The 15,090-nt window shown below is 49.6% G+C and carries 14 protein-coding genes and 1 riboswitch; of the genes, 1 reads left to right on the forward strand and 13 read right to left on the reverse strand.

Features of this window, described 5'->3' with window-relative positions; genetic code table 11:
- Positions 1-61 precede the first annotated feature (61 nt).
- The 4 genes from GIW82_RS08545 to GIW82_RS08560 form a co-directional block, all read right to left on the reverse strand.
- On the reverse strand, positions 62-3,145 hold the full coding sequence (locus GIW82_RS08545) for an efflux RND transporter permease subunit (protein ID WP_154749410.1): 3,084 nt from the start codon (positions 3,143-3,145) through the stop codon (positions 62-64).
- A gap of 134 nt (positions 3,146-3,279) precedes the next feature.
- On the reverse strand, positions 3,280-3,519 hold the full coding sequence (locus GIW82_RS08550) for a hypothetical protein (RefSeq protein WP_195913988.1): 240 nt from the start codon (positions 3,517-3,519) through the stop codon (positions 3,280-3,282).
- Between the two features lie 136 nt (positions 3,520-3,655).
- A complete protein-coding gene (locus tag GIW82_RS08555) occupies positions 3,656-4,822 on the reverse strand; it encodes a TraB/GumN family protein (protein WP_154749412.1) in 1,167 nt (388 codons plus the stop codon).
- A gap of 100 nt (positions 4,823-4,922) precedes the next feature.
- On the reverse strand, positions 4,923-5,525 hold the full coding sequence (locus GIW82_RS08560; RefSeq protein ID WP_154749413.1) for a class I SAM-dependent methyltransferase: 603 nt from the start codon (positions 5,523-5,525) through the stop codon (positions 4,923-4,925).
- An 85-nt stretch (positions 5,526-5,610) separates the two neighbouring features.
- Positions 5,611-5,791: riboswitch (Lysine riboswitch) on the forward strand.
- A gap of 129 nt (positions 5,792-5,920) precedes the next feature.
- On the opposite strand from GIW82_RS08560, the gene dapA reads away from it, so the two are divergent.
- Positions 5,921-6,808, forward strand: a complete 888-nt coding sequence (gene dapA / locus GIW82_RS08570) for a 4-hydroxy-tetrahydrodipicolinate synthase (RefSeq protein ID WP_154749415.1) — start codon at positions 5,921-5,923, stop codon at positions 6,806-6,808.
- Positions 6,809-6,921: 113 nt separating this feature from the next.
- Here dapA and GIW82_RS15045 read toward each other — a convergent pair whose 3' ends face one another.
- From GIW82_RS15045 to GIW82_RS08620, 9 genes are all read right to left on the reverse strand, one after another.
- Complete coding sequence (locus tag GIW82_RS15045) at positions 6,922-7,770, reverse strand: STAS domain-containing protein (RefSeq protein WP_154749416.1); 849 nt, start codon at positions 7,768-7,770, stop codon at positions 6,922-6,924.
- 155 nt (positions 7,771-7,925) lie between these two features.
- Complete coding sequence (locus GIW82_RS08580) at positions 7,926-8,324, reverse strand: RDD family protein (protein ID WP_154749417.1); 399 nt, start codon at positions 8,322-8,324, stop codon at positions 7,926-7,928.
- A 44-nt stretch (positions 8,325-8,368) separates the two neighbouring features.
- Positions 8,369-8,704, reverse strand: coding sequence for a zinc ribbon domain-containing protein YjdM (locus GIW82_RS08585; protein ID WP_154749418.1), 336 nt, complete (start codon positions 8,702-8,704; stop codon positions 8,369-8,371).
- A 124-nt stretch (positions 8,705-8,828) separates the two neighbouring features.
- The gene (locus GIW82_RS08590) at positions 8,829-9,335 is read right to left on the reverse strand and encodes a hypothetical protein (RefSeq protein WP_154749419.1); all 507 of its coding nucleotides are present in this window, start codon (positions 9,333-9,335) and stop codon (positions 8,829-8,831) included.
- 153 nt (positions 9,336-9,488) lie between these two features.
- Positions 9,489-10,421 (reverse strand): aldo/keto reductase, encoded by a 933-nt coding sequence (locus tag GIW82_RS08595; RefSeq protein WP_154749420.1) that lies wholly within the window; start codon positions 10,419-10,421, stop codon positions 9,489-9,491.
- A 466-nt stretch (positions 10,422-10,887) separates the two neighbouring features.
- Positions 10,888-11,418, reverse strand: a complete 531-nt coding sequence (locus GIW82_RS08605) for a chromate transporter (protein ID WP_154749422.1) — start codon at positions 11,416-11,418, stop codon at positions 10,888-10,890.
- Positions 11,415-11,942: a chromate transporter gene (locus GIW82_RS08610; protein ID WP_370456143.1), complete on the reverse strand. Its 528-nt coding sequence runs from the start codon at positions 11,940-11,942 to the stop codon at positions 11,415-11,417. The genes GIW82_RS08605 and GIW82_RS08610 overlap by 4 nt, the downstream gene beginning before the upstream one ends.
- Positions 11,943-11,974: 32 nt before the next feature.
- A complete protein-coding gene (locus tag GIW82_RS08615) occupies positions 11,975-13,579 on the reverse strand; it encodes a gamma-glutamyltransferase family protein (protein ID WP_154749423.1) in 1,605 nt (534 codons plus the stop codon).
- 43 nt (positions 13,580-13,622) lie between these two features.
- On the reverse strand, positions 13,623-15,041 hold the full coding sequence (locus GIW82_RS08620; RefSeq protein WP_230309266.1) for a YfcC family protein: 1,419 nt from the start codon (positions 15,039-15,041) through the stop codon (positions 13,623-13,625).
- Between the last annotated feature and the right edge of the window lie 49 nt (positions 15,042-15,090).

Consider the following 15,090-nt stretch of genomic DNA (forward strand, 5'->3'; position numbering starts at 1 on the left):
TACGACAATACCCCGCTGGAAGAGAAGAAAACGCACCGCGTTAAGACGCGGTGCGTTTTACTTATGCTTTCAGTTCCTTACGATGACGGATCCGGTAAAAGACCAAGTACAGTGCCGGTACCATCAGAAGCGTAAAGAAGCTCGAGAATGCAAGACCCGCGATGATTGTGATGGCAAGTGCTTCGAAAAGCGGATCGCCCGTCACCGCTACTGGGATCAATGCCACGATCGTCGTGATCGATGTCAAGATGATTGGCTTCAACCGTGCGTAGCCCGATTCGATGATTGCTTCTTTAATATCGAAGCCACCACTGATACGGCGTGCCTCGACAAAGTCGATCAAGACCACTGCGTTCCGCACAACAATCCCTGTCAGCGATACGATTCCCATGACGCCGAGGAAGCTGAGAGGTGTCTGTGTCAGGAACAGTCCGAGAATGGCTCCTGAAATTCCGAGATACACCGCAAGCAATACCAAGAATGGCAAGCTGAACGAGCGGAACTGGAAGGCGATGACTAAATACACAAGCAAGATGACGATGGCAAACAAAATACCGATTTCCGTGAAGAATTCTTGCTGATCAGAGTTCTCGCCCCCGACCGACAGCTCCGTTCCTTCCGGTAGATCTTTGCGCTCTTCTTCTACAACCTCAAGCACCTTCGCTTCGAAGTCTTCAATTTCTCCGAATGCTCTGAGTGTGATGGCCCGATCGCCTTCCAAGTGAGGCATTTGTGCGATCGTTGTCGTTTCTTCCGCCGTCAGCAATTCATCAAGTCCGATGAATTGTGGCATTTGAGGGCCGGCTTCCGCTGGTGGTCCGTCCGCAGCTCCTTGTTCTGCAGCTGCCGGCAACTGGAAGTCGGACAAATCGATGTCCTGCCCTTGTTCGATGCCAGATTGCTTCAAGACGACCTGGTAAGGGTCCTGTCCTTCATATAGGCGGTAAAGCGGCAAGCCTTGCGTCAGCAACTGCAGCTGGCCCGTCACTGTACTCAATGCGATGCCATTGTCCTCCAGCGCTTCCCTATCCGGTACATACTCAAGTGTCGGAATCGGTTCGCCGAGGTTATCGGTGACGACATCCGCTTCTACATCAAGCAGACGTTCCTGCAGACGGTCGCGCATCGCAGTCAAATCTTCGATGCTGTCACCTGTGATCGTCACCGTAACAGGTGCTCCGGTCGGTGGTCCTTGGACGATCGTTTCAAGGAAAATCTCTGCTTCCGGATAGCGTTCTCGGAGCTCCGGCTGCCATTTGGCGATAAAGTCTGCAGCGCTGATTTTTTCTTGATCGATTCGGAATACCGCTTGTGCCGTATTGGCACCGGTATTATCCATCGAGGAAGCGAATAATCCAGGCAGTCCATCTCCTGTAAAGCCGGCTGTTTCATAAACTCTTGGTTCTTCAGCAACGAGTTCTGCCGTCAGTTCTTCCAAGAAAAAAGTCGTTTCTTCGATGGTCGTCCCTTCTGCCAAGCGGACGTTCATCGTCACTTCTTCCCGCTCAGCCGCAGGGAAGAATTCAAACGGTGTAAAGAAAGCAAGAGCAAGCAGTGCAGTCGAAAGAAACAAACCGCCGATTCCGACGACAAGCGGCCGTTTCAACACTTTCGGCAATAGCTTCTTCGAATAGAACAACGCCAATTTCTCAAGCGGCTTCCCTAAGAAGCCTGGTGTGTCCGAGATTTTCTTGTTCGGGTTTCGGTTTGTTTTCAGGAATTGCATCATCGGCACCAGTATCAATGACAGTACGGTCGATGCGATGATCGTCGTGATCAAAATGCTCGGCAATGCTTTGATGAACGCTCCGTTCCCCCCTGATAGGAATAACAGCGGCGAGAATGTCACAACAATCGCAAGCGTCGACGAAATGATTGACGGGTACACTTCACGTACACCGTTGATGGCACCGAGCTTTGCTGAATCCCCTAATTTATAGCGGCGCTGAATGTTGTCGTTGACGACGATGCTGTCATCGACAAGAATCCCGATTGCGATGATTAGGCCGATGACGGAAATCTGGTTCAAGTCCACTCCCATGAACGGAATCGGAATCAACCCGATGAAGATGGAAGCAATGACTGTCAATGCGACTGCAAGTGCTCCGTATAGCGTCAAACCAGCTGTCGTGACGACGAGTACCACAATGATCGCAATCAATAACGATACGTAAAGGCTTGTGAAAATTTCATTTACGTTCGCTGCTTGTGATTCGTACAGTTTTGATTCGATACCGGAAGGCAAGCCGTCATTGAAACGATCCATCACAGCCATGACGTCTTCATCGACTCCTGGCACGTCTTCCCCTGTTTTCAAGAAGACCGTATAGGAGATGGCCTGCTGTCCTTCATATGTAACGATGTCTACTGTTTCTTCATCCACTTTTTCAATCGTGGCGACCTCTTCCAAAGGAATTGCTGCAGTTCCTACTTGCAGCTGGCGCAATTTCTCGATGCCCTCTTCCTGCTGTACCGTGAGGGTTATCAATTCATTGCCATTGTCATGTGTGCCAAGAGACAACGGCTGGTTTGCCTGCTGAAGGGATTCGATCACTTCAAAAGGCTGCATGCGGTTCTCAGCTAGCGCTTCACTGTCGAGCTCGACAAGAATCTGCTGCGTACTGAGTCCTTTGATCTCCGTACCGGCTACACCTGATACACCTTCCACTTCCTTAGACAGCTCAGTGAAAGCATCTTCCATATTCGCCAGCTCTTCTTCATCTCCGTAATACATGAAAGAAACAAGAGGCGAAGTCAAATTGATTTTCTCGATGGATGTTCCTTGTGTCTGGTCCGGGAAATTCCTTGCAGCTTGTTGGACAGGCTGCTGCATGGAACTGACGGCTTCATCCAGGTCGACTCCATCTTCGATTTCCAATGTGATGATCGACGCGGAATTCGCGGAAACCGACTGCATAGAAACAATGCCGTCGACGCTGCCTAGCGCTTGTTCGATCGGTGTGGTAATGGATGTTTCAACTTCTTCAGGCCCTGCACCCGGGACGATGGTAGAAACCAGCACCAAGTTCGGTGGTGTTTCCGGAATCTCCCGCTGTGGCAATGTCAAAAATACGAATACACCTACTAATGATAGTACTATGAATAGAAATAAAAATAATTTGCTTCGATCCAATATATAACTCATGGCTCATTCTCCCCTACGTTTTGTATAAGTATTGTATAACTTATATTTTTATTTAGCCAGCTTTACGTCTTTCTAAACAAAATTTTTTTGAAAAACATGAAAAAACCGCTTCAGGATAGACTGAAGCAGTACATTCAAAGCTTGATCGTATTCCGATGTTTCATGATGAAGGCACTGGCAAAGATGAGAAGCGGCACGGCAATGCAGAGCCGAAACCAAAGATTGCTGCCGCCTAAATAGATTGCCAACATCGGTGGGATCATCGCTGCACCGCTCCAGAAGAGCAGCTTCCATGCCTGTGTTAAAAGGCCCGTCACGAAAAGGACGAGAGAAATGCCTCCAAGGAAAACCAATATCGTTCCAAACATATCCATGCGCCTCCCTAATCATTCACAGCATTCTCTTCTCCCTACATTTTAACGTGTATACGTTGTATACCCGTTATACAGCGGAAGCAACACATGAAAGTAAAAAAAGAATGCCCGCTAAGACATTCTTTCATTCGATCGATTATAAGTTCTGGAAGAAGGTCCTTACGACGTCCGCCCCTCCGATGAGCGTGCCGATCGAGCTGCCGATATTCGTCAGCACGATGACTAAGAGAACACGCGTCACTTTGTTATCCCAAAAGCCTTTGACTGTAAAGACATCCTTTGACAGCGTCTCGAAGTCTCCAACATTCGGCCGGCGAATCCAAGCTTGCACAAGACCTGAGAACCAGCCAGCAGCGATGAGTGGATTCAATGACGTGAAAGGTGCGACGACAAAGGCGGTGATGATGGCAAGCGGATGACCGAACGCCAGGGCAGCACCAACAGCCGACAATCCACTGTTCCAAATGATCCAGCTGAAAGTCTGATCCCAGCCGGCAGACGGGTTGTTGATGAAGGTGTATGCAATGATCCCGAGAATAAGGAGTGGAATCGCCCAGCCGATGATTTTCGGCCATGGTGATTTCGGTGGAACTTCCGATAGCGCTTCCAGGTCATGGTTGCGGTGAATCTCTTCTGTAATGCCAGGCACGTGCGCCGCTCCAAGAACGGCAACAACTTTATTGCCGGGAGCCTCTTTGATTTTTTGGGACAAATATTGGTCCCGTTCATCAATCAGCGGCTTCTTCAGACGCGGGAATGATTCGGTGAAGTCGTTCAAGACAGCATTCAGCGTATCTTTCGACTTCATTTTCTCCAACTCTTCTTCTGTTACGGTCTCTTTGCTGAAAATACTATAGAAGACAGACGTCAGCAATTGCGCCTTGCCCATCAGCCCGAGGTTGCCCCAGATCCGGGAAAACGTCGTCTGGATGTTGCGGTCAGCAAGGACAAGCTCAGCGCCGGCTTCTTTCGCAGATTCGATTCCTTGGATCATTTCCTGACCCGGCTTGATATCGAACTGGTCTGCCAGACGGTTCTGGAAGGACGAAATCGCCAAGTTCATCAAAAGCAGGCTCGCTTTTTTCTCTTTGATCAATTTGAAAATGTCCATCTCTTTCCACTTGGATTTCTCCATGATGGACTGATAGCGCTGTGCGTCAAGCTCGATACAGACGGAGTCCGGCTGTTCCGCTTCGATCACTTCTTTTACTTGTTCCGCACTTTGGCGGGAGACATGCGCTGTGCCGATGAGGATGATTTCCCGCTCACCAAGCTGCAGGCGTGTGATATTTTCTTCTTGCATAATGGTCTTCCTTCGCGAATTAAATTTCTTTCCACCAAATCATGAAAAGACTGTCTACTCATAATAATGAATCACATCACTTAAAATAGCAATCATCAAGTCAGCCGAATGTATAGATGACAAAGCGCTCATGCGGATTTTGCCGAATGCCTGGCGATACGACTTCCTGCTCCAATTCGAAGACCGTCCGATTTTCTAGAAAATCGATGTAATGGACGGACGGATAAAACAAGATCACGTGCATCCGCCGGGGTTCCTTCTCATAGGAAGCAAGGATGTTCCCGACCACTTTCATGAACAGCTCCGCAGAAAACGGATTAAAGAAGTAGAAGCAATCATCGCTCGGCTGGATGGTGTAATTTTCCGCGAGACAATGCTCGAAATGGATCATATGTCCGGCCTTCCGATGCTTTTGCTGGAATCTTTCCAAGTTGGTCAGTGCTTCCGCATAATATGTCTCGTTCATCTCGACACCTGTCGCCCGGCAGCCGAAACGGTCGAACGCAGCGAAGTTCAAACGGCCTTTGCCACAGCCGAAATCGACAATCCCTGTGTCTTTCGAAAATGGATGTGCTTCGAATAGTAGATCGAGCAGTGCATAAGGTGTTGCTTCATAGCGGTGGTGATGGAACGACTTCGGGAATCCGACCTGCTCTTTCGCCGTCTCGATTCCGAGTTCTCCATCGCGCTTCTGGTCTTCCATCATGCCACGTCCTTTCTTTAGTTGTCCTATTGTGGGAAGTCTGCTACAATACAGTTAATTCAATAATTTCCTGCTCCCTCAGTGGAGTGTGGATAGAGGTGCGAAGTTCATGAGTAAGCAAATCGAGGGAAATGAGTCCCGTAGACATTTGCTGAAAGGGGAATTCGCCGAAGTGTCCGGAAGCTCATCTTTCCGGATGCTGGGCCTGTTCTTGAACAAAGACAGGACTGTCATACAGGAGAACTGTATGGAGGGCTATCTGATTGCGCAAAAACGAACGGTCTATTAGTTTTTGCTGCAGCGACGAATCCCTTCGTCGCTGCTTTTTTTATTGCTCTCGCCCGGAGCATGTCCCTAGTTTGGTGAAACATATCATTAGGAAAAGGGTGGTAAAGATGAATTTCGGACAAGTGATCACAGCAATGGTAACACCATTTGGAGCCAACGGAGACATCGATTGGCCTGCCACGGAACGATTGATCAATCATTTATTGGAGAACGGCACAGAGGCGCTAGTCATTGCTGGAACAACCGGCGAATCCCCGACATTGTCTGCAGAAGAAAAGAAAGAACTATTCACGTTTACGGTCAATGTTGTCGCAGGCCGCGCTCCTGTCATCGCCGGAACAGGCTCCAACGATACGCGCGATTCGGTCGCCATGACACACATCGCTGAACAAGCAGGCGTCGACGGCATCATGCTTGTCACTCCTTATTATAATAAACCATCACAGGAAGGCATGTATCAGCATTTCAGAACGATTGCCGAAACGACGCACTTGCCGGTCATGCTCTACAACATCCCTGGCAGAAGCGCTGTCGGCATGACGCCGGAAACGATCATCCGTCTCGCACAAGTAGAAAATATCACGAGTGTCAAAGAAGCGAGCGGCGATTTGGACGCAATGGCACAAATCATCTACGCGACGCCCGATTCCTTCCAATTGTATAGCGGAGACGATGCACTCGCGTTGCCGGTATTGTCCATCGGCGGCGCGGGAGTCGTATCAGTCGCAGCGCATATCGCTGGCAATGAATTACAGGATATGATTCGCTCGTTCCGTCTCGGCGACCTTGCCCGCGCTGCATCGCTTCATCAGCGCTTGTTGCCACTATTCAAAGGTTTGTTCGCTGCGCCGAACCCTGTGCCGGTGAAAACCGCCTTGAACTTGAACGGCATCGATACGGGAAGTGTACGCTTACCGATGATTCCACTGGATGCCACTGAACTGGATACATTACAAAAACTCCTGGCTGTCACGGAAAGAAGTTTAATCAGCTAATGGAGAAGAAATGGTTAGCCTGTCCGGCTCACTTCAAGTGAACCGGACAGGCTTTTTACATAAAAAAACAGCGCATTCGCTTCCCTGCGCTGCGTCCTAATTCCCCTCTGATTTCAAGCGAAGTGACCCTTTGAAATCCTTTGGAACACTTGCTTCAACGTACCTCCGACTAACAGTTCTTCCTTGTTGATGCCGATTGCCACCATCATCTTAGCGATTTCCGGACGGATACCTGTCAAAACGGGCTTAATTCCGACGATCTTAAGGGAGCGTGTGATTTTCGTCATCTGTTCCACGACATTTTCATCCACTTGGACAACGCCAGACAGATCCAAAATGAGGGTATCGACATCAAGACGTGTCGCTTCCTGCAGTACTCTCTCCAGGATAAACCGGCCTCGGTCCAGGTCGATATCGCCGACGAGCGGCAAGATCGCGATTTTTTCAGTGACGGGAACAACCGGGGCAGACAATTCCAGGAATTGGCGGCGTGAAGCGGCAAGCCGTCTTCGATAAGTTTCCAAATAGGCAGTGCTATATGAGTAGGTCGCATAATCCATATAGGAATGGAACAGCTCCATCACGTTGAATAACGTTTCGACTGAAATCCGTTGGCGAATCGCTTCACTTTTCACAAGCTTCGAGAGATGTTTGCGGTATAGATTGGTCTCCAAAAGCGCATAGTCAAGCCCGACCCCGAGCGCGAGAAAATAATTTCCAGTCTCCGCTCCCCATTTCGAAAGCCCGGCAAGCACTTCGTCTTCGTCCAGATGACGGATCAGTGACCAGCCCAGCAGCTCGATGAAGTCTGCGCGCACTTCCTGGATGTTCTGCCTCATTTCTTCGCTGATCCGTTCCGTCTGAGGATTCACTTCCCCTTCCGTCTCTTCTTGAATCAGCTCTGCGATCAAATACTTCTGTGCTATGATTTCCTCTCCTAGTGAAATGATTCCTTTCTCCACTGCAACCCCTCCCTGCCATATTTCTTACAGTCTATTATACAGAGATAAAATTGAATTGTGGGTATTTTTAGAAAATTATTAACAGTCACTGAAAATTACAGTAAAAAACTGCCCGGAAGAAGAACGATGTCCTCCTGCAGGCAGTTCATTATGGATTATTGTTCTTTGAGGACCGTACCTGCATAGAGGTCATGAGGAAGCCGGGACCCGTCAAATGACGTTCTGTCTTTCAAGTAAGCGAAAGTACTCACCGAGTCTCGGTGTATCAGCCGTTTGACGATTTGTTCGTCCGTCAATGCCGTGCCGTCTTCGCTCTCGATCATGATCCCTTGCAGTTTGTGGCCGATTGTCTGGCCGCTTCGACGCAGCTGGATGTATTCCAACCCCCAGAATGTCACGGTCGGCAAGACGACGTTATAACAGAATTCCGTCCCCACATTCTTCTTATTCTTCGTCGCTGCCCGGAACACGCCTTCCACCGTAAGACTTGCCGCACTGGAGACAAGTGAATCGATCAGTAATGCTTTTATCCGTTTCTTCATCAATGGTTCCATTTTTCTTCCTCCTTTTTCTGTGTGTTCAAGGGAATCAGTCGACATCAGTTTTTCTTCACGAACTCCGACTTTAATTTCATCGGACCGAAGCCGTCGATTTTGCAGTCGATGTCATGATCGCCATCGACCAGGCGGATGCTTTTCACTTTCGTGCCTTGCTTCAGGACATTCGAGCTGCCTTTCACTTTCAAATCCTTGATGACTGTGACCGAATCTCCATCGCTCAGGACATTGCCATTGGCGTCTTTGACGACTTTCTCTTCTTCAGATGGTTCCGCTCCCGGCGTCCATTCATGCGCACACTCAGGGCACACGAGCATGTTTCCATCTTCGTAAGTATACTCTGAACCGCAGTTCGGGCAATTCGGCAATTCGTTCATGTAAATCTCCTGCTTTCTTAAATTTTTTTTGGAACAGCATCCTGTCCCAGCCTCTAAGACTAGATTAGCCGAAGCGGTAACGATTTGCCATAGCGGACGAGTGATTGAGCATCCGGATCGCTCCTTACTTCATATAATCCGGTACATACATCATGCTTGGATCTGCAGCGAGCCACGTCAGGACATCCTGCTCCGAAGTCCCGTCCGTCTCCTTCCAGGCTACAGCAAACGGCAGCATGAACGGCTTGCCTCCTGTAAAGCCGCTGATGGTAATCGAGACGCTGTGTTCGAGATATTCCGCATGATTTGCGTTTACCTTCCTTACAGCCAGCAGCCATTCGTCGTCGACCGTGCCAATGCTCCACTTGAACAATCCGCTGTACCAACTCTTCAGTTCGAGCCATTCCCCTGTCTCTACTCCTTCGTCCGTTATGTCGAGTGAAGGCATGAACGAACAAGTGAAGATGTATTCTTCATCCGTTTCCGGCACAAGGAGCGTTTCGATCAAGAAACGGCCATCGACCGGAATTTTCTCCTCGCTTCCCATCTTGACGATCCACATGTCTGTTTCAACTTCGCTGCCATCTTTCCTCTTCACATTTACCGTCACATCACCAAAAGGCGTCTTCATCCCGCCTCACCTCTTTCTTTTCCTTTTCTTTCAACAAAACCACCTATGATTCCTTCCAATCCTAAAATCACTTCCAACTCTCCGGAATTGCATGAAAAAAACCGCTCCGGAAAGTCATCTTCCTTGACTCCCCTGACCGGCCCGTTTCTTTCTTCAATTGAAAATCCGATCGATTTCCCGGATTTCTTCATCCGTCAATTGCACATTCACCGTCTCCAAATTATCGAGCACTTGCTCCGAAGTTTTCGCACCAGGAATGATGACGTCGATTATGTCGTACGTTAAATACCACGCAAGGACGAGATGAGCGATATCGACGCCTTTCGCCTCAGCGATCGGACGCAGCTGGTGGACTTTCGCTGCATTCTTCTTGAACGTATCCCCTTTGAACAGCGGATTGCCTGCACGCAAGTCCTCAAACGTCTCATGCCCCTTGTACTTGCCCGTCAACAAGCCCGACGCCAGCGGGAAGTATGGGATAAAGGAGATCCCTTGATCTGCAACGTAAGGGAAGAGTTCACTCTCCGCTCCACGATCGAACAAATTATATTTCCCTTGGAACACGTCCACATGTCCATCCGCATTCGCTTCTTTTAACTGCGGCAAGGAAAAGTTCGACACGCCGATTGCGCGGATTTTCCCTTCCTCCTTCAGGCGGTACAGCTCCCCGATCGCTTCTGCTTTCGGCGTCGCTTCGTCCGGATAGTGGATATACATCAAATCGATGTAATCCGTTTGCAGCCGCAACAAGCTTCTTTCCGTTTCTTCTCGCAAAAAAGCAGGTGTATTATTGTGCCTGACACCCTCTTCCGTAATGATCGGGGAGATTTTCGTCGCAATAACTACTTCTTGGCGCAAATCATACTGCTTCAACACTTCGCCAATCAACTCTTCGGATCTTCCGACACCATACATATAGGCGGTGTCAATCATCGTGATGCCGTGGTCGACCGCTGTTTTCACGAGCATTTTCCCTTCCTCTTCGTCAAGGTTCGGATAAAGGTTATGACCGCCGACCGCATTCGTCCCAAGTCCGATCGGATGTACATACAAATCCGAATTTCCAAGCCGCACTTTTTCTGTCATTTCGCATCCCTCTTCTCTAAAAAAATCGTTTGCCTGCTGTCCCGCCGCTCCCATACGTGTCTATTCTTCTTTACCCTTTCGCACAAAATCAAATCCCGTCAAAAAGACATGCGCTATTCTATTCGAATGCCGCATGCCTTTCCGTTCAATTATTCGAAGAGCTCCTCAACTGGTTTTACTTCTCGACCAGCTGGTCCAATAAGCATCTCCATTCCCATCATCATGAATAGCCAAATACTCGTCCCAACTCATCTTATGTGACAAGCATGCCTTGCTGCAATAGCCAGTGGCATCCGTCTCGAAATAATAGCCTTCTTCCAATGGTTTTTTGCAGGAGCTGCACAACCACTTTCCGCTCTTCATTTCCATTACCTTCCCTACTTTCTATCATAGCCTGCCATTTCGTCAGGCTTCAATTGCAAGACCGGGACATGGAGTTTTAACGAAGATGGTCGATAAACTGTCCCTATAACCCTGTGATTGCACCATAAAGAAGGGCTAGCCCGATCACTAGTGCCGGATGCAGCTTCCATTTCTCGAGCATCAGGAAGCTGACAACCATGAGAATGATGGTCTCGATGGAGCCAAGTGATGCTTGCGACTCCAATACGAACTGCAGTGTCATGAAGCCGATCAGGACCGCGATGACAGGTTTTACGATTTTCGAAATGTTTTTTACTTCCGGTGAATCTTTATAGCGGTACAAGATTGCCATAAGACCAAGCATCAACATCAGTGATGGTGCAACGGCCCCGAACAGTGCGACCACTGAACCGAGGATACCGCCTTCTGAATAGCCGATATAGCCTGCCATTTTCGTTGCAATCGGCCCGGGCAATGAATTCCCGATTGCCAGTACTTCACCGAACTCTTGGGTCGACATCCACCCATAACGCTCTACGACTTCCTCCTCGACGAGCGGAATGGAAGCAGGTCCGCCTCCGTAGCCGAGAACGCCAGGGATAAGGAAGGCCAAGAACAGCTGCCAGTAAATCATTTCTTCACCGTCCTTAAGATGAACGGCACTAAGACGAACAAGATTAGTGCACCGATCAAGATTGCTGGATGGAGCTCGATAAACTCAAGCAGGAAGGCGGAAGCGACGATGAACAAGATTGCGCGCCCCCAGCCTAGTGCGTCTTTTGACTGCTTCACGAAACTCCATGTGAGCACCGCGAGCATGACTGCCACAACCGGAACGACCGTTTGCGACATATTATGGACCCATGGCACATCTTTGTACGACTGCAGCAATCCGAGCATCAAGATCATCAAGATGACCGTCGGGATGACGGAAGCTGCAAGAGCAGTCAGACAGCCTGCCAGTCCGCCGATGCGGTATCCGATATAACCAGCCAGCTTCGTCGCAATCGGGCCAGGCATCGTGTTCGCAAGAGCGATCGTATCTCCGAAGTCTTCATCAGTCATCCATTTGAAGCGGGCGACCACTTCCCGCTGAAGAAGCGGAATGGCGGAAGGTCCGCCACCGAAGCCCAGCATTCCTACACGGAAAAAAGCCATGAATATATCCGTGTAACGCAGCTGTTCCTTTGTCACCAGACCGCGACCGCGCCGTCTGTACGGGATTCCGTACCACCTGCCAGCACCCCTGTCTCAGGATTTCTCCAGATAATTTGTCCGCGACCGAAGCTTCCACCATCCGGCATCACTTCAATCTCATGGCCTTTTCGTTGAAGCGCCTGTACAAGATAGCTCGGGAACCCTGGCTCCACGTGCACTTTCTTGCCGCCGATCCATTGCCAACGTGGCATGTTGAGTGCTGCTTGCGGATTCAATAAATAATCGAGCGTGTTCGTCATCACTTGGAAATGCCCTTGTGGCTGCATATAACCACCCATGACGCCGAATGGGCCGACCGCTTTCCCGTCCTTCGTCAAAAATCCAGGAATAATCGTGTGATACGTGCGCTTCCCTGGTTTCAAGACGTTCGGGTGTGCAGAATCAAGCGAAAAGTCTGCCCCTCGGTTTTGCAGACCGATGCCCGTTCCTGGAATGACAATTCCTGAACCGAAGCCCATGTAGTTACTTTGGATGAAGGAAATCATATTGCCTTCTTCATCAGCTGCAGCAAGATACACCGTGCCGCCTTTCGGCAACTCATAAGGTACGGGGTCACTCGCCTGGACATCGATTGTCGCAGCGCGTACCTTCGCGTATTCGTCCGACAGAAGATGCTCTACAGAAACTGGCATATCCTCAGATTCTGTAATGAATGCTTGGCCATCCGTGAACGCCAGTTTCATCGATTCGATTTGCTGGTGGAGCGTCTCCGCGGATTGCCACTGCGGCGCATCCAGTTTATCGAATACATTCAATGCCATCAGTGCGACCATCCCCTGGCCGTTCGGTGGGATTTCCCACACATCATGTCCGCGGTACTTCGTCGATACCGGTTCCACCCACTCAGGCTTATAAGCGGCAAGATCTGCTTTGCGCAAAAAGCCGCCATGCTGTTCCATGAATGCATCGATTTTCGAAGCGATTTCTCCTTCGTAAAAGTCGCGTGCATCCGACTCCCCGATTGCTCTAAGCGTTGCAGCGTGACCCGGTGACTTCCACATCTCTCCGATTTCCGGCGCACGTCCGTCCGGAGCGAATGTCTCGAACCAGCTGTCGAATTCAGCAGACTTGAAGGAATCTTTGAATTTATCGTATGCCTTCTTCCAATAATGGCCGAGGATCGGCGTCAGTGGATAGCCTTCCTCTGCATAACGGATCGCCGGCTGCAATGTTTCTAGTAAGGACAGCTTCCCGAACTTCTTAGACAGCTCGGCCCATGCTGCAGGTACTCCTGGAACCGTGATCGGCACAAGTCCGTGTACAGGCATCTTTTCGTGTCCTTTCGCTTTGACTGCATCGACCGTCAAAGCTTGAGGTGACGGACCGGAAGCGTTCAAGCCGTGCAACTTTCCTTTCGTCCAAACAAGTGCAAAGGCGTCGCCGCCGATTCCGTTTGATGTCGGTTCAACGACGGTCAATGTCGCTGCAGTCGCGATGGCTGCATCGATGGCGTTCCCGCCTTTTTTCAAGATTTCAAGGCCTGCTTCTGAAGCAAGCGGCTGTGATGTCGCCACCATACCTTTTTTAGCGAACACTGTGTGACGTTCGGATGCAAACGGGTTATGCAAATAATCCATGAAAAATTCCTCCTTCATTATTGGAAAGTTCTCTTTGTTCTACTTATTGATATTGAATGATATCTGCGAAAATGACAAATGCTGCACCAATGACAAACCAGATTAAGATAAGCGGCCAGATGAACTTCAGCCATTTTTCGTACGGTACACCGGCTGCAGCCAAGTACGCCATCAACGTAGTGCCTGTCGGGAAAATAAGATTCGTGAAGCCATCACCTAATTGGAATGCAAGGACGCCCGTTTGCCGGGTGATGCCCAATAAATCTCCAAGTGGCACAATCAAAGGCATCGTCGCAGCTGCTTGTCCCGATCCGGAGTTGATAAAGAAGTTGATGATGGTCTGTACGGTATACATACCTACCACTTGAATCGAGCCCGGCAGATTCGTGATTACGGAAGCAAGTCCATGAATCACCGTGTCGATGATCAAGCCATTCTCTAAAGCGACAGGAATCGCGCGTGCAATCCCCACAATCAATGCCCCAAGCGTAAATGCCTTGGCACCATTGACAAATTCTTCGGCGATCCGACTCGGACCCATTTTGGCACATAGCCCGGCAACCACACCCATCGCTAGGAATAAGGCCGCAATGTCATTGATATACCATTCATGTTCTACGACTCCCCAGACCAACACCCCAAGTCCGCCGACAATTGTCAACATCACAAAATACTGGTGCAACTGGAATTTGGATGATTGCTTTAGCAACCCATCTGGCTGATGTGCTTTTTCCATATCTGCCACGACGCTTTTCGATGGATCCCTCTTGACCCGCCCTGCATAGCGGATAAGGAAAATGCTCGCTGCCACAAGCAGGACGACAAGGACGATGGCACGTAGCCACATGCCTGAGTAGATTGGAAGTCCCGCAATGCCTTGTGCAACACCGACATTGAACGGGTTCATCAGTCCAGCGATAAAGCCGCTGTAGACGCCGAGCAGCACCATCGATAAGCCGGTGATCGCGTCATAACCAAGTGACCGCGCAAGTGCGATTGCAAGAGGTACGAGCGCCATTCCTTCCACCGTCATTCCGATTGTAAAGCCCCCGATGGAAAACAGCGTCAGGAAAATCGGGATGATGAGGATTTCCCGGTTTCCGAGCAATGCCGTCACTTTGCGGATCACTGCGTCAAACACGCCCGTAGCGGTGATGATCTGAAATGCTCCGCCGACAACAAAGATGAATAAAATAATATCCGCCGCTTCGTTCAGCCCAGTGATGAATAGGCCCGGTATTTCAAACAGGCCGATCGGATCCGCTTCGACAGTTTGATACGTCCCTTCCTGTACAAGCACGCGGCCCGTTTCAGGATCTTCCGCACGGTCGAATTCCCCTGCTGGAATCACGTATGTCATGACGACTGCTGCTAGTACGATGATGAATAGCAGAACAAACACATGTGGAATCTTGAAGAAGCGTGCCAACGTGCTCTTTTTCGTTTTCTCTGGTTTTTGCAATGGCATTCCTCTTCCCTTTCTCTTTATATGAGTGATTTAAATTTTACAA

It is taken from the genome of Planomicrobium sp. YIM 101495, assembly GCF_009707665.1.
GTDB lineage: Bacteria > Bacillota > Bacilli > Bacillales_A > Planococcaceae > Planococcus.